This window comes from Streptomyces sp. Rer75 (assembly GCF_013414305.1).
GTDB lineage: Bacteria > Actinomycetota > Actinomycetes > Streptomycetales > Streptomycetaceae > Streptomyces > Streptomyces himastatinicus.
On sequence record NZ_CP058693.1, the window covers coordinates 98,299 to 115,739 of the forward strand.

Below are 17,441 nucleotides of genomic sequence, written 5' to 3' on the forward strand. Positions count from 1 at the left end.
TCATACATCCGAGTTCGTTGAAGGCTGCACCAATCGCTCGGGCGTGGTCTCCTCCTGGGTGCGGAGACTCAACGCCAAGTCGTTGGTGACTGTGAAGAAGGGCTTGACGCGCGCTGTGCCGTACGCGTCATGCGGCATGGAAACCGCCGGAAGAGCATCGGTCTTCTTGCGGTCGACGATGTCCCCGCCGATGCGGCCGAGGGGAATGGGGGAGCCGTGATCGTCAAGGTGGAGGCGCAAGTCCCAGAGGTCGTGCGGGCTGCTGTGCCTGGTCAGGGCTTGGGCGTAGGGCACCGTGAAGGAGAAAGCACCGGTGTCGTCGGGCGTGCTGGTGACCGGGACGGTGAAGTCGTAGGCGTCTCCTTGGCGGGAGACGGCTTTCACCTGGCTGTGGTGCAAGGACGTGGGTGACGCGACGGTGAAGAGCCGGGCGGTGACGGTGGCGTGCTCGTCGCTGATGGTGATGCCGGATATCTCGGCGTGGGCTCGCCGCTGCCAGGTGCGCAGCGCCAGGAAGCCGTCGGCCGTCTCGTAGGGCAGCCAGGAGGTCACATAGGCGTCGTTGAGGTCAGGGCCCCGGCCGACGCGGCGTGCGCGTTCAGCCATGGCACATAGGAGACGTGTTCTGGTCGGCGGGGCGTCGCGGCCTACGACGTAGCAGTCCCAGCGTCCCTCCGGCAGCAGATGCCGGGCCGGGTCGAGGGTGATACGGACGCCGTCCGGGCCCGAAGAGGAGGCCGTGTCGGGTACGGGGATCCGGAGTGTCCGGCCCTCGGGGTCGCGGCGTAGACGGGCCAGGAAGTCGAGCGGTCCGACCGGCAGGGTGGTCGGGTCCAGGTCGATGGTGATCCCGCCGTCGGAGGTGTTGCGCGCGTGGGCCGTGGGGCGCTCGGGGGGTGTCGCCGCGGACGGCGGGACGGGCGTGGGTGACGGTGTACGCCTCGCAACCGATGTGGTGGAGGCGGTAGTTCGTCGGTTGGACCACCAGGAGCGGAGGCGGGTGGCGGTGGTCGACCGGGGCCTGTGGGAGTGGGCGAGTTCCTGGAACAGCCTCTCGTAGCGGTCGGCGACGGCGGACGGCGCGTAGGCGTCGGCCCGGTCGCGCGCGGCGGTGCCCAGGCGAGCGCGGCGCGGAGCATCGGTGATGAGCTGGTCGAGGGCAGTGGCGTAGCCGTCCACCCCGGCGTCCAGGGGGACGAGGACGCCGGTGGCGTCGTCGATGATCTCGGCCGGGCCGTGTGGACAGTCGGTGGAGATCACTGGGAGGCCGCAGTGCATGGCCTCGACGATGGTCATGCCGAACGACTCCATGTCCGAGGAGACGGCTGCCAGGGCGCCCTTCGCCCACTCGCTCTCGATCGGGGACACCGCTCCCATGAGGAACACCCGGTCGTACAGGCCGAGTTCGTCGATCTGCCGTCGCAGGTTCGGCCGCTCGGGCCCGCGCCCGTACAGCCGTAGAGTCCAGGAGGGGTGAAGGTTGGCGATCTTGGCGAACGCGTCGATCAGGCGGTCATACCGCTTGACGCGGGCTAGGCGGCCTGCCGCGATGATGACGTTCGAGCTGTGGTCGGAGGGCTCGACTGCGGGCCGGGGCACACTGTTGGGGATGCACAGGATGCGGGCTGCCGCCTTCGGCAGGGCTCGGCGGTACTGTGCGGCGTCGGCCTCGGAGACGGTCACGAATGCGTCCAGTTGCGCAACCGCCTCGTTTTGGTGATCGCGCAACGTGGGGTCGTGAGCGTCCAGGCTCAGATGTTCTTGGCCGATGCGCAGGTGCCGGTTCTGGCCGTCGCGGGCGAGGTAGCCATTGAGGTCGGGCCGAGTGGCGATCACCACCTCGGCGTCGGTTTCGTGCAGCCATTCGCCGATGCGCTCGTCCTGGAGCGCCGAGTAGGGCAGGCGCGCGGAGTTCGCTGCGGCGCCGGTGTCCGGGAACATCGTGCACGGTTGGCGGGTCAGCGGGTGGTCGCCTTCGTAGGTGGGGCGGTCCTGGCGCATGTCGATCAGCGTGGTCAGCCGCACCCGCTCGTCGAGAGCGAGTTCGGGCTCGTCGTTCACCCGGTGGACGCTCACGACCTCGACGTCATGCCGGGCTGCTAATGCGCGGGAGAGGTTGGCGGTGGCGCGGATCGTCCCGCCGATGCCGTAGGCGTTGTTGATCAGAAAGGCGATCTTCACTGCTCGTTCTCCCCGCGCCGCCTCCTTGGTCGGGGCAGCGCTGTCCGCCTTGCGTGGGAGCATCGGGGCCACGCAAGGAAATATCTGGATCAGACGTCCTCTGCATGCCATGCGCATGCAGAGGACGCGGAGCCACCGGCTTTGCGGGTATGCGGCGCGGTGCGTTGGGCTTCGTGGCCGGTTAGGCGTGATGTGCTGTGCTCTCGGAGCCGCCGCGGGAGGAGCGCCGAGGGGACCTGCTGCGCGTCAGGGCGCGATCGGTGCGGTACCTGCCACTTGGAGCTAGCGGATGACGGTGCCGAAAGCAGCGCCTGCTGCGGGCAGACCACCCGTGCCGGGTTCGTAAGTGATTACGGGGCCGCCTGCACCGTCAGTGATGTTGGGCCATGGCACGGTGTGTACAGACCCGTACGGCGCGGGGCCGCTGGGCAGGCCCAGGTACAGGTGCGTACCCACGGCGTGGAGACTGGCGCCCAACTTCTGCTTGGCGCCGGAGGATCCCGGTAGGCCAACCTTGCCCGGCTCAACCACGATGTCACTGTCCCCGGGAGTGCCGAGCAGGGAGAAGACCTCCACGGAGCCGGCGTCAGCGGTGGTGCCGATGTCTTCGCCGGGGATACCGACGGCCACCAGAGTGCTTTTGGTGGTGGACACCGCACCGGGAGCGGTGTTGACAGCGGAGACCTGAGCGCCGAATTTGTCACCGGCTTCGGGCACGCCGGTCACGTTCGCGGCGCCCTGCTGGATGTCGGCGAGCTGGGTCATGGCTCCATTGGCGGCGATGCGTACGGTGACAACCCGTCCGGCATCGGCGGTACCGGAGATCTTCTTACCCGGAGAACCGATAGCCAGGATGCTGTCGGTGGGCAGGGTGGCGGCACCGGCCGCGCCTCGGTGTGAGGTCATCGAGATGGAGGCCGCGAACTGGTCACCTGCTTCTGCGGTGCCGTTGATCTCGGGCGCGGTACTGTCCTGGTCGATGCCGGCCAGGGGAGTCGGCTCCTTGTTGGCATTCAACCTGTGGCGGAAGACCGTGACTGCTCCGGAGCCAGTCTTCTCTCCGATGGCCTCGTTCGGGGCGCCGATGGCCAGATGCTCGGGAGAGCCGGCCACGGTGCTGCCCCATCGGTCGCCCTTCTCGGCGATTCCGGGCACATCCTTGGTGTCCTGGTGCACGGAGACATTGGTCTTGCCGCACAGGTAGAAGGCGTTTCCGCTGTCGACGACACCGCCCGAGTCCTCGCCGGGCACGCCGATGAGCAGGTATGGCTCGCCCAGGGTGGTGGTGCCCGCGGCCACGGCGTCCCCCATGCGGTCGCCCGCCTGGGAGGCTGAAGCGCGGACAGCGCCCTCGCCCTTACCCTGCTCAAGGTCGAGGCCGCTGGGGGTGCTCTTGCCCAGGCCGTCGGCGGCACCGTAGACGATCTGCACCAGGCCGGCGTCGGCCGTACTGCCGATGTCCTCGCCGGGCACGCCGACCACGAGGTCGGTGTAGCCGTCGAGGTTGTAGTCGACGGTGGCCAGGGCGTCGCCGAACTGGTCACCGCTCTCTGCCACCCCGCCGACGCCAGCGGCTAATTGGGTGATCTCGGCAGTGCCCTTGTTGCCGCCGTAGACGACGCGTACCAGGCCGGCCGTGGTTGCTGCTCCGACGCTTGCCTGCGGGTCCGCGATGGCGATGTCACGCACTCCGTCGCCGTTGAAATCGGTGTCGTGCGCGCCCTGGGTCGTGGAGTCGATCCAGGACCTCAGGTCGTCCGCTCGCACGCTCACTGCTCCGGTGTCGGTCTGGGCCGCGTCGGTGCCGAAGCAACCGCCCTGTAAGGAGCGGCTGTTGATGCCTACGAGCTGCGCCCTGCCGTTCGTTTCCCGGAACAATGGGCCGCCGGTGTCGCCTTTGCAGATGGCCGCGCCGTCCTTGCCGGTGACCGGCAGGTCGCTGCCAGCGGGGGCACCAGTGGTGAAGGCTCCTGAGTGCATGGCGAGGGGGGCCCACTCGTTCGTGGTGCGCCCGTACCCGGTGGCAATGAGCTGCTCGTCGGCTGTCGGGGCGCTGGTCGCCAGGGCGATCGGCGCGACGTTCGTCACCGGGGTGGCCAGGCGAGCAAGGGTCACGTCACGGCCGCCGCGCGGGACGAGTTCGACCACCTCGCGTACCTGCCCGGCCGTGGTGGTCAGATCGGTGCGGCCGATGGTTGCGGTGGTCTTCCATGCCGGCTTTCCGGCCCGTACTTCCACGCTCTGTGCAGGGTTTTCGGCAAAACAGCTCGCGGCGGTGAGCAGCCACTGTTCATCGACGAGAGCGGCCGAGCAGGCGCGCTGGCCATCGCCGATGGCCAGGCGGGCGGTGAAGCCGTGGGCCTCGTTGTGGTCGGCAGGTCCGGTGAGCGCCTGCGCGGACGTCGGCAGGAGCGCAAGGGCCGGCAGAGCACAGGCTGCCAGAACGGCTAACGCGCGCAGTCTGCTCTTGAGATGGGCATGCATGACAGGTCCTCAAAAAATATGGCCACGGGGCAACTCAGGCACCACGGGTCGTAGGCGGGAGGAGCTACTGGGCGGTGACGATCTCGACGAGCATGTGATCGCGGCCTTCCGGGTCGTCGCTCTCGCCGACCGGGGTGTAGGCATTCTTCGGGATATCGAAGTTCTTCTCCTGGCCGCCCACGGTCATCGTGACATCGGTGCTGTAGTCGTTGCCCTTGATGCCGTAGACCGCAGGGATCTCCAGGCTCAGGTATCCGCTGTTGCCAGTGACCCGAAAGCAGACCTTGTCCTTACTGCGGGCATAGATCTCCAGCTGTCCGTCCTGGCTGCCGCACGTGGCCAGCACGATGTGTCCGTCGCCACGCTTGAGGAGAATGCCCTTCTCCAGCTGGATCTTGTCGGCCTGCGGGTAATTGAAGTCCTCTACCGCGTGCTCGGGTGATCCCGCGGTGACGGGCACTGCCGCGTTGGTCGACTCAGCCGGGCCGGACACAGACCACACCACGGCTGCGGTCGCAGCAACACACCCCGCCACAAGGGCGCGAGCGATTAATTTCATGGGTTTCCCCTATCTAGATCAAGTGTCACGAGGCTCGCCAACTCACCCGACAATAGGGAGTCGTATCTACATAGCTGCGCACGAAAAAAGACCTGTGCCTACACACCGGACGGACTCGCCCCCTCGGGCGAATTAGCAACCAGGAAGTACAAACAAAGAAGAGCCCTCGCCGACGCTATCTGGAGACGTTCGATGCGACGGCAACGGGGGCATGCTCCCGCCTCGCCACCAGTGCGTGACGTGACCATTTAAATCCACACACTGTCCACATGTCCAACATCATATACGAGTCATTTATGTCTAAAAGCTGACATTCGGCCTAAATGGGCGCACTGGTAATTCCTCTCCCCCGTGCGGATTCAGACACCGAATCAGCCAAGGTCCGTAGCGCCCGCCTCTGTATTGCTCGGCAGGAATGACAAAAGGTCACAGGCCCACAACGTCATGAGCTACGACTTCAAGTGACAACCTTGCCTCCGTGCCGCCCATGCTTCACGAGCGGAAAGGTGGACACTTTTGAGACGATCTACGGAGCTCTCCGCTTTACTCTCTTGGGAATGCCATGTGAGGATCCCTTTGAGGCGGCGCGCAGGCGTCGAGGGAGAAGGCGCCCCGCACAACGCGTTCAGATGGAAGTGCCACCGTGCACATCGCGGGGTGTCACGCTCCGGGCGAAGAAGTGGACACATCGCGTTCGGGCAGCGCAGGACCGCTTCCCCTGCGCAACCCGCTTCGCCAAGAGCAGTTTCATAGGCAGCTTCCGGCACCTCAGCTGCCTTGAGCGGTAGTTGTTTCAGACACCGCAACTCCGCACGCCGTCGACCGCGCTCCCCAAGCAGCACCTGTCTCCTTCACGGGCACGAACAGGCCATCCGCAGGACCGCAGCAGCCTGCGAACGAATCAGCCGCACGGTGGGACCGCTGCGTCAGTGATCACCGACCCGCCACGGCGGCAGCCATGACGAGGACAACACTCATATGCAGACGACGTTTTGGAGCAGACGCCGCTTTCTTGGCGCCCTCGCCACCACCACCGCAGTGGCCGCTGCGCCCATGGCCTTCACACCACCAGCCCGCGCGGCCAACGGCGAGGTACCTGATCCACTCACGCTGCCGGACACGGAGCGAGCGAAAGCGGTGAGGGCATGGATCACAGGCGGGAAAGCAACCCGGGCCGCCGCAGCCGATGCGCTGATCGGCAGCGACGCTAGCATCCAGACGTTCCTCACCGAGCAGTTACCGAAGACAACCGCCGAGGACAACCGCGTCGCCGTCCTGACCTACCTGGCCAACGCCGGTAAGGGGATGCGCCGGGACGCCACGGCAGCCCTCGATAGCGGCGACGCGGCCATCGCCGCCTTCGTCAAGGACGGTTTCAAGCCCGCCATCACCGAAGACCTCCGGGTGGCCACGTCGAGCGTCATCAGCAACGGCGGCAAGGCGGTGCAGCAGGCAGGAACTGCCGCCATGAACGCCGGAACGCAACAGGCCCTCGAAGACTTCCTCACCGAGAAGCAGTTCACCGCTGACTACGAGGACATGCGAGTGGAGGTCAGCAAGATGATGATCTCCGCTGGCCGTGAACTCACCAAGTACGCTGATCGCGCACTGAGCGGCACCGACGACGATGTGCTGTGGTTCCTCGAGACAGGGCAGCACATAGCGCGGGCCCGCGACCGGGAGTCGGCCACCATCGAGGAACTCGTCAAGGTGGTGGAGAGGGAAGGGAAGCTGGCGAAGGCCAAGACCGACCTGGCGGTCGAAGCATCCGAGCGGGCCCAGACAGCCGCCCAGAAGGCCAAAGAAGCAGCCCAGAAAGCCGCAGCGGAGGCAGAGAAGGCCGGGGAAGACGTCGCGAGATCCGGAGCAGCAGCGCGCAAGGCAGCCAAAGCCGCTCGAGGCGCGGCGGATGCCGCCCGGACGGCCATCAGGGCCTCCAATACTGCAGTGGGGGCATCCCGCCGCGCGGCCTGGGCGGCAACGGCTGCTTCCCAGGCAGCCGCCACCGCCGGCCTAGCCGCGTCCCGCGCCTACAACTCCGCGATCGCTGCGTCCAAGGACGCCTCCCGTGCCAGCGTCGCGAAGGACGCCGCTGTCGCTGCACGTGGCGCAGCTGCCCGGGCGCGATCGGCTGCCAAGGCTGCCGACCAGGCAGCCAACGCCTCTGCACAGGCCGCCGGTGCCGGCGTCGCAGCCGCATCGGCAGCCCGCAACGCCGCGGCGGCGGCCAATGACTCCGCGCGGGCTGCGGCCTCTGCCGGCAAAGCCCAGAAGGAGGCGGGGGAGGCAAAGCGCCAGGCGGAGATCGCGTCCAAGGCTGCCAACCAGGCCACCAGCGCAGCTTCGGCGGCGAGCGCTCTGGCCACCACTGCGGCAGATGCCGCAGGTGAGGCACGCGATGACGCCAACTCGGCGGCCGACCATGCGGAGAAGGCGGCGGATGCGGCCGATGAGGCCGTGAAGTATGCAGGTCAGGCCATTGACTACGCGAACAAGTCCAAAGCCCATGCGGTAGAGGCCGTCAAGGCAGCCAATGTTGCCACTAGGGCTGTTGAGAAGGCCGTGAAGGTCGAACAGAAGGCGCGCGACGCTGAGTTGGCGAGTCTGGAGGAGGACCGCAAGCAGGGAATTGACGAGGCCAGGGAACTTGCTCGGATCGAGGCAGAAGAGCTCGCAGCCCTGCAGAACAAGCGTACGCAGGCGGAACAGACCAGCCAAGCTGTCAAGGATCTGATCGCCAAAGCCGAACAGGCCCTGGCTGCAGGCGACCTGCCTCTGGCCGGCACGCTTGGTCGGAAGGCCGCCATCGGTCTTCTGGACTCCAGAGGGGCATGGACCCGGGAGGCTGCTCAGTTCGCTCTCTCGGGAACGGACGAGGATGTGTATGCCTGGGTAGACCTCGACCGGGAGCTCGCTGAGGCACAGGACAACCGGGAGACCATCGTCCACATCGCGCGGGTATCTGACCCTGCCGTGGCGGATGCGGCAGCCAAGGCCCTCGAGAGCAACAGTGTTCCAGCCGAAGGAGACTTCAATACCTCAGGCGTGATCAAGTCCCGGGAGACCGAGAATCGCGTCCAGATCTTCCGCATCCTTAACAGCAAGCTGGGCAAGGCCGTCATCACAGCAGCGAACAATGCGCTCAAGGCCGACACCCCGGAGGCACTCCAAAAATTCTTCGACCTCGACCTCGCCGCGGCGGTGCGGGAAGACGACGCGGTGACTACGTCAACGATCATCGCCTCCGGAGGCCCATACGCCAGGGCATACGGGGATGTTGCGATGGCCGGGCCGACGTGGATGCGAAGGCGCTTCGTCAACATCATCCAGTACCAGGCCGCGCAGCTCGACTTCGACTCCGCCAGTCATGCCTCAGCCATCCGCGCGGCGATCTCAGCCGCCGCACGGATCGCCCACCAGGCGCAGAAGGACGCAGCGCTGGCGTCGAAGGCTGCGGCGGACGCGCGGGATGCCGCGGCTGAGGCAGCGGAATGGGCCAGCAAGGCGATCGTGTCCGCCGACAAGGCCGAGGACTCTGCCAAGGAAGCCGACAGGAACGCGGACGCCGCGGACCAGTCGGCCGCCAACGCCCAAGCCTCCGCGAGCAAAGCCAAGTCAGCAGCATCTGTCGCCCATGGCGCGGCACGCGCGGCGAACTACTCGGCAAACAGGGCCATCGACTCGGCCCGCAGCGCCCTCAATTCCTCGTATAGCGCTCAGGCGTCAGCAGCCAGTGCGCGCCAGTCCGCTGTCACAGCGGGCAAGGACGCCAAGACAGCGGCAGCCGCCGCCAGCGACGCCCGACGGATCGCTGTGGACAAGCGCCGTGCTGAACTGGTCGCGGCTGCACGTGAGGCGGCCAAGAAGGCCGGCGAGGACAAGCAGAACAACCACAACCCAGCCGACTCCCCCACTCACGATCAGGTCAACCCGAAGGGAACTGGCGGAGGCAAGGAAGACTGGTGGGAGGATGCTGGAGGGTGGGCCGATGCGTTCAACTACGTCAGTGGCGCCTCCGGACTGCTGTCAGCCGGCTTCGGAACGCTCAGCCTCGTGTTCCCCGCCGGCGCCCCTGTCACGGCGCCGATCGCCTTCATACTTGGAGGGTTTTCTCTGGCCACCGCCGGCATCAGTGCCGTCTTCGAAGGCATCGAGCACGGATTCGGCAGTGGTGAGTTCATCAACGCGGCGGGCAGCGCAGCATTGAGCTTGGTGACCAGAGGGGGATCCAAGGGCATCGGGATCGTAAAGAGGATCCCCAAGGCTGTCGACAAGGTCACCGACTTCGCCGGAGACGTCGCCTCCCCGATCATCAAAGTCTTCTCGTAGCCGTGGCGCGTTGCGCTGACTCCGGACAAGACAGTGAGGGACGAGGTGTCCCCACGATCGGTCTGTTCAAAGCCGAGTTGATCAAGCCGCAACGGCCCTGGAAGACACTTGCGCAGGTCGAGTTGGCCACCGCCGAGTAGGTCAACTGGTACAAACACCGGCGGCTCCATGACGGAATAGGCCACATCCCGCCCGTCGCATACGAAGCCAACCACCCTAGCCCCCGCTCGCCAGGCAGCACGTCACACCCGAAAGGTACGTACGACCATGCGATTACCCTCCCTCTTTGCGCGGTACCGACGCGCGGCCGTCCCCTTGCTGGTCGTCCTCGCCGTGGGCACCACCACCACCGGGATGGCGCCGGCACCCAAGGAGCCGGAGACATCCCCCCGCCAGGTGGGCAGACTCGACCTGGCCGATCTGGCCGACGTTCCCACCCTCACCAAAACCCGGCCTGTCACGGTGACCACCAGGGAGGACTGCGAGCCCACGCGCGCTGGCTCCCGCGAGCGCAGGGCGGGTGCCGTGGAGGCCTGCGTCACCACGAGCACCACGCCGGTGACGCCCGCAGGGCGACAGTCCCTCACCGCCGCGCATCCGACGGCCTCGGCCGCCGGCGACGACTCGGCCAACTGCACGATCACGGCCCCCGGGACGTGGAACTACGGCCGCTTCGGCTACTGCGTGAGCGGCCTGACCGTGCGGTACACGCTCAAGGACGGCAACGGCAAGGAGATCGGCACCGGCACACTGGACGTCGCAACCAGTGCCCTCCTGCCCGCCAAGCGCACGACGTGGAACGAAAACGTCACGGTGACCATGACCGGTGCGACAGGGGCCGTCACCTCCCTGACCGCGAAGTTCAGGTCCGAATGCTCGGCCGGATGCAAGGCCACCAAGACCACCCCATGGTACGGGGGCGAACTGGTCAAGGGGCAGTCCGTCTACGGCAGCGTGTCCTACTCCTCCACCCCCGCCGCCGCCACGAAGGTCGACTTCACGACGTCGTACAAGTTGTACGTGACCTCCCCCGGCGCCCAGATCACGGACCCGACCGCCTCCTGGAGCAACCCGGAGAAGATCCGCTGCGACGACGACGTCCGGGACACAACCAGTTCCACCAGCACGCCTGGCCCCGGCTGCGTCGTGCCCAGCGTCATGCCGGTCGTCAAGATGAGCGCGCTGCCGAACGCGTCAGGCTCGGGCGCCGCGGCGGCCGGCTATCTCTGGGCCCAAAAGAACCTCGCCGACGGCTGGGGACGCGACAAGCCGCTGACCCGGGCGAAGAGCGGCATCGCCGACCGCACCAGTCGCACCTGCGGGGGGTCGAAGCCCTTCCAGGCCATGACGGACTTTGTTGCGACTGACAGCTGTGGCGAATTCCCCTTCGCAGCCACCCACGAAGGAGGAACCGACGGCGCTCAGTGCGCCGAGATCATCCCCAATTTCAGCAGCGGAGGGTGGGACATCTACCAGCTGGGGGGCGGCACGGATTCCAGCAGGCCCTGCGCACGCGTTCACGCCCCGCTTGCCGACAACCAGTCCGCCAAGACGCAGCTCTCCGAAGGCTTCGCGAACCAGCGAGTGGTGGAGGCCGAGCAATTCAAGGTGGAGATCACCAGCTCGACCCCCGAGCCGCAGGCCGCCTGCCTTGGGAGCGCGCCGGCCGGGTCGCTCCCCTCCGGCGACGGGTGGATCAGGAACACCACCGAACCGGTCGCGCACCGGAACAAGACCACCAACCCGCCCGGCCCGGCGGGTACCCGGGCGGCTATGGCTCAGGCTTGCCTCGGGAAGAACCTCCCAAAGGGCACCGAGGCCTCGGGGGACATCACCGGCTGGCAGGACGCCCAGGAGTTCGCCCGCCTCAACTCCCCCGGGACCGGGCTCGCCCGGTGTCACCTGATCGCCAACATCCTCGGTGGAAAGGGCCAGATACGGGACGGCGGACAGGACAATCTCGTCCCCTGCTGGCAGTCGGGCATGAACACCGGAACACCCAGCATGCGGACCTACGAGTTCGAGGCTCAAAGGGCGGTGAGGGACGCCAACTTCGGGGCGAACGACGCCATCCTCTACCAGGTGACGCCCGATTACCGGGACAGCACCAGCACGATTCCCGAGGGGGTCACGATGAGCGCTACAGTCGAGCGGGCGGACGGAACATCGCAGCCGCTGTTCCCCGACGTTTACATCACCAACACCCAGCGCAATACCGGGCTGCTCAACCTCGGAAACTGATCCCAACCGATTCGCGCCATCGGGAGCCAGAATGAGTCGTACCACCCCACCGCGGCCGTTCGACGTCACCGCGCTCTTCCCTCAACTGGCCCCGCTGGCACGCATCGCGACCCGGTTGCATCCCCGCGCCGGGGCTCCGTCGCAGCACGACAGTTCGGTCGGCGGGCCGCTGCTGTGGCCCGCCGACGAGCCGTGGCCGTACTGCGACGGCCCGCACGTGTGGGATCAGGTGAACGCGGCCCTCTCACCGGAAGACGTGCGGTTGCAGCGGCACATCCAGGCGGTCGTGGCGAGCCGACCGCACGGCATTCCCGAAATGTCCCGGTACACGCCCGAGGAGCGGGCGATCAACGACCGGATCAATGCCGGCCGTCCGTGGCCCGAGGGCCCGATCGCCATGCTCCCCGTGGCCCAGTTGTACGTGCGTGACATCCCTCTACTGCGCCCGCCCGGGCAGGCCGAGGCCGATCTGCTCCAGGTACTGTGGTGCCCCTTCGATCACCCGGACCACCCCCGGACCGCGCTGTTCTGGCGGTCCGCCGCCGCGGTCACCGATGTCCTCGACACGCCTCCCGAGCCGCCTGCGGTCCAGTTCCCCGGCTACGTGCCGGAACCGTGCCTGCTCGCGCCGGAGCAGGTCACCGAGTACCCCAACTTCCTGGAGCTGAGCAAGGAACTGCAGCAGCAGCTGGGAGACTGGAGCATGTGGCAGGCGGCCGGAGCCGCAGTGGACAGCTCCTACGCCGTCGCCCCGCAGGAGTTCTACATGAACAAGCTGTCCGTCGCTCCCGGCTGGAAGGTCGGTGGCTGGACCCGTTGGGGCCTCACCGATCCCATGCCCCGGATCTGCCCCACATGCGGCGCCGAGATGGATCCGCTGCTTACCATCGCCACAACCGAATGGAACGCCGGCACCGAAAGTTGGGTCCCCGACGGAGACCAGGCCCGCGACCCGCTTCCCCCCGGTACTCCCCCGGCGAACTACACCTTGATCGACCTCGCCCGAGGCTATGATCTGCAACTCCACGTCTGTCCGGCATCCCCGGATCATCCGCACATCGAGCTGATCCAGTGAGTCCTTTGGCCGGGTGGTATCGCACCGGCGGCGGGCTCCCGTAAACGGGCACTCAGGACGGCAAGCCGACCAGGCCCCAGCCGCGACGGGCGGCCTCCGCTGTCACATCGCCCCACTTGCGGACGAGCGGTGAACTCCTCAAAGGTGTCCGGGGCGTCCGACCCAGCCCTCGCACTCCGCGGCGAAGGGCCCGCGCAGTAGCAGCACGGAGAGAACAAACCCTGGCTAATAGGAGCGGTACGAGCGTAGTGGGCACTCAGGTGTCGATTGAAGAAGGCCTGATCACCGGCATCGGTCTCGTCGGTGCCTGCTGCTTACCCTGCTTCCAGGTCTGTCTTCGCTGTACCGTGCCGAAGGCATCGGTGCGGTCTTCGCCCTGATGGATGCCCTTCTACAACATGAGGCAGGGAAAATAGCGCGTGTCCACGGACGGATCCTCCCAGAGTCGCCGCCAGACTCGCAGTCGTCTGACGGTCCTGGCCGGTCTCGTGGCTGCTGCTGCGCTCGGCGCCGCGACCTTCTCGTTCGTCACCAACGGTTCCGACTCAGGGCACGATGACTCGGGGAAGCACTCCAGCCAGCCGCCGACTGCTTCATCGCTGCCGACTCAAGGTACGACGGAGCCGACCGTGCTCCCCAACGCTAAGAGCGTGAAGAAGGGGGTGCCGGTCGGCTACCCGCACACCCTCACCGGCGCCATCTCGGCGGCAGCCCACTTCTACGACGTCGGGGACCCGTTCGACCCGGCCGCAACAGAGCAGCAGTACCGCATCACCGCTGAGCCGGGCAAGGAGAAGCAGATCGGCGACGACGCTCTCCGTCTGTCCATGGGGCTCCGAGCCACCGCGGGTCTGCCGCTGCTCGGAGAGTCGGACGACGCGAACTACTACACCCTGCAGTCCCGGGCGTATCGTGTCGCATCCGCTTCCCGAGACCGGGTCAGGGTGTGGATCCTCACCGACACCGAGCTGTCCGCCCGTGGGGTCACGGACTCGGACACCACCGTTCAGACGGCCGACCTGGTATGGGCCGCGGGAGACTGGAAGTTCACCAGCCTGGACGGAAAGGGCCATAAGCCGGACCCGGCGGTACCGGACAGCGCCCAAGCGGTCAATGCGGGGTGGCGGGCCCTTGCGTACGCCAAGTAGACCGGCCACTGCTTGAGGGGCCGACTCCGGCGCTGTGGTCGACCAGACGGCTCGGCTTACGCGGGGGCCACGACATGGGAGTAGGCGGCGAGAGGATCACCGACACGTAGGCGGCTCGAGGAAAGGCCTCGATGATCGGCGCCTGCACCGCTCCAGCGGCGGCGGTCCGGCTCGATCGTCAGCTCTTGAACGACGGCACCGGCCAGGGATGTCCATCTGGTGCGCTGTCTACTGGCCGTCCGGCCAGCACATAATCGTGATACTCGTCCTGGACCACATCAGCGTTGACCCACCTTCCGCGTGCTGCTGATGGCGCTTCTTGAAAATCACCACGGCTACTCGCGGGGTTCGCCAAACCTGCTCAGTTGATCTCCCCACCCTTCGTGTGACGTTGTTCGGTCTCTTCGTGTGATGTTGCTCGGCGTGTCGAACTAGCGTCGGTGTGTCGTGGACAGCCTGCGTGTGCTTGACGGTCGGCCTTTCGGGGGCCCGGATGCTCACTCAGGAGGAAGACGTGGACGCTCACGCTCTGCGTCGCCAGGGATGGACGATCTCGGCGATCGCCCGGCATCTGGGCCGCGATCGCCAGACGATCCGGGACTACCTGAACGGGAAGACGGTGCCGGGCGAGCGTCGCCAAGCGCCGGATGCGTTCGTACCGTTCCTGGACTATTGCAGGCAGCGGATGGCCGATGATCCTCACCTGTGGGCGACCACGCTGTTCGACGAGGTGCGCGAGCTCGGCTATCAGGGCGGCTACTCGACGTTCACCCGGGCTCTTCGTCGGTTTGAGGTGCGGCCGCACTGCGAGCCGTGCCACGGCGCCAAGGGCCGCGACGTCGCGGTCATCACCCACCCACCGGGCGAGGAGATCCAGTTCGACTGGCTCGAGTTGCCCACTCCTCCAGAGCAGTGGGGCGTTGGAGAACACGCGCATCTCCTGGTCGGGGCCTTGTCCCATTCGGGCCGGTGGCGGGCCCAGCTCGCGGAGCGCGAGGACTTCCCCCACCTGGTCCAGGCCCTCGATCAGGTGGTGCGCAAGCTGGGCGGGACCGCGCGCCGGTGGCGGTTCGACCGCATGTCGACCGTCTGCTATCCCTCCAGCGGGCAGGTCACCGCCGCGTTCGCCGCGGTCGCGAAGTACTACGGCGTCGGCGTTGATATCTGTCCACCACGCCGCGGCAACCGCAAGGGAGTGGTGGAGAAGATGAACCACTCCGCCGCCCAGCGCTGGTGGCGGACGGTCCCCGACGGATTGACGGTCGAGCAGGCTCAGTCCGGGGTCGACAAACTCGCCGCCAGGATGGACGAACGACGCCGCACAGTCACCGGCGCCAAGGTCACCGTCGGTGAACTCGCGGCGGGCGAGGCACTGCTGGATATCCCGGCCCTGCCGTTCCCGGCAGAGATGACCGTTGAGCGCATGGTCACCCCGCAGGGACTGGTGCAGTTCGAGGGCAACTTCTACTCAGTGCCGCCCGGCCTGCCAGGCGCGAAGGTGAGGGTCGTGCACCGTCTGGGCGAGGACTTTCTGAACATCGCCACGATCTCCCGCGCAGTCATCGCCCGCCATCGCAAGGCCGTGCGCGGGGCTGGGCAGACCATCCGGGACGCCGGCCATGTCGTCGCCCTGGAACGCAAGGTGCTGGAGTCCTTCTCCGACCGGGCCCCCTGCAAGTCAAAGGTCCGCCGCCCTCCGTCCGAGGCCGCCCTTGCGGAGGCCGAGCGCCTGCGCGGGCGGCAGGTCACCGGGTCGACGGCCGAACGGGTCGTGATCGACCTGTCCCACTATGCCGCCGTGGCCGACCGGCTGCGGACCGTTCCCCCGCCGAAGGAGGAGGAGAACAAGGAGTGAGCACGACGCCGATGCAGATGAGCGAAGCACGCCGCTACCAGCAACTGCGAGCCCACCTGTCTTACCTGAAACTCAACGACGCCGCCGAGGCCCTCAACCGGGTCCTGGACCAGGCCCGCGCGGAACGCATGTCGCTGACCGCCGCTCTGGAGAGGCTGCTGGAGATCGAGGTCGAGGCAACTGATGCCCGCCGCCTGGCATCACGGCTGCGGTTCGCCTGCCTGCCAGAGCCGTGGACACTGGCTGACTTCGACTTCGCGGCCCAGCCCGGCGTCGACGAGAAACTCGTCCGTGACCTGGCTACCCTGCGCTTCCTGGACGACGCCAGCAACGTGCTGTTCGTCGGCCCGCCCGGGGTCGGCAAAACCATGCTGGCGGTCGCACTGGCCCGGGCCGCGGTCGACGCCGGACACCGGGTCTACTTCACCACCGCCGCAGAACTCGCCGCCAAGTGCCACAAGGCCGCGCTGGAAGGCCGCTGGAAGACCTGCATGAACTTCTTCTCCGGCCCCAGACTGCTGGTGATCGACGAGCTAGGGTACCTGCCGCTGCCCGAGGACGGGGCATCCGCGCTGTTCCAGGTGATCAATCAGCGGTATCTCAAATCCAGCACCATTTTGACCACGAATGTCGGTATCGCCGACTGGGCTGGCGCCTTCGGAGACGCCACCGTCGCCGCAGCGATGCTCGACCGACTCCTGCACCGGGCCGCCGTCGTCGGCATCGACGGTCCGTCCTACCGGCTGCGTGGTCACCAGAACCAAGCCGAGGCCATGCGAGCTGGGGTGAACGCCCGTGTCTCCTGAACAGCTCCCCGCCACCACCCAGGCGCCCGAACAGGTGACGCGACGCTGTCCGGTCTGCAAGACCGAGTTCGCCGTGACCAACTCCGCCAGCCGCCAGGTCTACTGCTCACCTACATGCAGGGAGGCCAACCGCCAGCACCAGCCCGTCCAGCGGACCTGCCCCACCTGCAAGGAAGAGTTCACCACTGATGTGAGCCCGAAAAGGATCTTCTGTTCGCCCCAGTGCCGCCTTGCGGCCCGCACCAGCAAGGATGCCTTGGAGACACGCACCTGCCCCATCTGCGAGGGCGCCTTCCAGGCTCCGAAAACCGTCCGGCAGGTCTACTGCTCACCCACCTGCCGCAGGGACGCCGACCGCCTCCGTGGCCAGGCCCGGGATGCAGACCGGGCCCGCCGCCTCGGCGAGGCACCGGCTTCAGCGCCTCCGGCGCTGCCCGACCTCCCGCCACCGCCCAAATCAACATCCCGCTCGGGAACCCGCCACGTCACACCAGAGCGGGACCCGTTGGAGCCGACCGCGACCCGCAACTGCCCGCACTGCCAGCAGCCAGTCACCATCGTCGCCCTGCTGGCCACCCCAGAAGCCGCCAGGCCGACCATGCGCTCCCACGGCCCAGACATCATCCAGCTGCGACGCACCCCATGACGCCCATCGACGTCAACAGGCACGACATCGCTCACCAGCTCAACAACACCAAGTGACTTTGACCAACCCGCGCGGAGCCCGCCGACCCGACGGTCGGCGGGCTCCGCGCGGGTTGTC

The 17,441-nt window shown here is 67.1% G+C and carries 9 protein-coding genes; 6 read left to right on the plus strand and 3 right to left on the minus strand.

The genetic code is table 11. The features are described from left to right. From HYQ63_RS00420 to HYQ63_RS00430, 3 genes are all read right to left on the minus strand, one after another. Positions 1-2,181 carry a glycosyltransferase gene (locus tag HYQ63_RS00420; RefSeq protein WP_179931983.1) on the minus strand — a complete coding sequence of 727 codons (2,181 nt, stop codon included), beginning with the start codon at positions 2,179-2,181 and terminating at the stop codon, positions 1-3. Between the two features lie 282 nt (positions 2,182-2,463). Then, entirely contained in the window at positions 2,464-4,665 is a 2,202-nt protein-coding gene (locus HYQ63_RS00425) for a trypsin-like serine protease (RefSeq protein WP_179931984.1), read from the minus strand. A 64-nt stretch (positions 4,666-4,729) separates the two neighbouring features. After that, positions 4,730-5,224, minus strand: coding sequence for a hypothetical protein (locus tag HYQ63_RS00430; RefSeq protein ID WP_257231497.1), 495 nt, complete (start codon positions 5,222-5,224; stop codon positions 4,730-4,732). A 978-nt stretch (positions 5,225-6,202) separates the two neighbouring features. Here HYQ63_RS00430 and HYQ63_RS00435 point away from each other — a divergent pair. The 6 genes from HYQ63_RS00435 (at position 6,203) to istB (ending at position 16,678) form a co-directional block, all read left to right on the plus strand. Beyond that, positions 6,203-9,553, plus strand: a complete 3,351-nt coding sequence (locus HYQ63_RS00435) for an ALF repeat-containing protein (protein WP_179931985.1) — start codon at positions 6,203-6,205, stop codon at positions 9,551-9,553. Between the two features lie 267 nt (positions 9,554-9,820). Then, positions 9,821-11,794: a DNA/RNA non-specific endonuclease gene (locus HYQ63_RS00440; RefSeq protein WP_257231498.1), complete on the plus strand. Its 1,974-nt coding sequence runs from the start codon at positions 9,821-9,823 to the stop codon at positions 11,792-11,794. 31 nt (positions 11,795-11,825) lie between these two features. Further along, positions 11,826-12,869 carry a hypothetical protein gene (locus tag HYQ63_RS00445; protein ID WP_179931986.1) on the plus strand — a complete coding sequence of 348 codons (1,044 nt, stop codon included), beginning with the start codon at positions 11,826-11,828 and terminating at the stop codon, positions 12,867-12,869. A gap of 629 nt (positions 12,870-13,498) precedes the next feature. Then, on the plus strand, positions 13,499-14,017 hold the full coding sequence (locus HYQ63_RS00450) for a hypothetical protein (RefSeq protein ID WP_179931987.1): 519 nt from the start codon (positions 13,499-13,501) through the stop codon (positions 14,015-14,017). Positions 14,018-14,510: 493 nt separating this feature from the next. After that, the gene (gene istA / locus HYQ63_RS00455) at positions 14,511-15,872 is read left to right on the plus strand and encodes an IS21 family transposase (RefSeq protein ID WP_179931988.1); all 1,362 of its coding nucleotides are present in this window, start codon (positions 14,511-14,513) and stop codon (positions 15,870-15,872) included. Continuing rightward, positions 15,869-16,678 carry an IS21-like element helper ATPase IstB gene (istB, locus tag HYQ63_RS00460; RefSeq protein WP_257231499.1) on the plus strand — a complete coding sequence of 270 codons (810 nt, stop codon included), beginning with the start codon at positions 15,869-15,871 and terminating at the stop codon, positions 16,676-16,678. The genes istA and istB overlap by 4 nt, the downstream gene beginning before the upstream one ends. Positions 16,679-17,441: the final 763 nt, after the last annotated feature.

Coding starts and splice junctions, on each gene's coding strand:
- HYQ63_RS00445 (WP_179931986.1), top strand. CDS start 11,826: ATGAGTCGTACCACCCCACCGCGGCCGTTCGACGTCACCGCGCTCTTC.
- HYQ63_RS00430 (WP_257231497.1), bottom strand. CDS start 5,224: ATGAAATTAATCGCTCGCGCCCTTGTGGCGGGGTGTGTTGCTGCGACC.
- HYQ63_RS00425 (WP_179931984.1), bottom strand. CDS start 4,665: ATGCATGCCCATCTCAAGAGCAGACTGCGCGCGTTAGCCGTTCTGGCA.
- HYQ63_RS00435 (WP_179931985.1), top strand. CDS start 6,203: ATGCAGACGACGTTTTGGAGCAGACGCCGCTTTCTTGGCGCCCTCGCC.
- HYQ63_RS00440 (WP_257231498.1), top strand. CDS start 9,821: ATGCGATTACCCTCCCTCTTTGCGCGGTACCGACGCGCGGCCGTCCCC.
- istA (WP_179931988.1), top strand. CDS start 14,511: ATGCTCACTCAGGAGGAAGACGTGGACGCTCACGCTCTGCGTCGCCAG.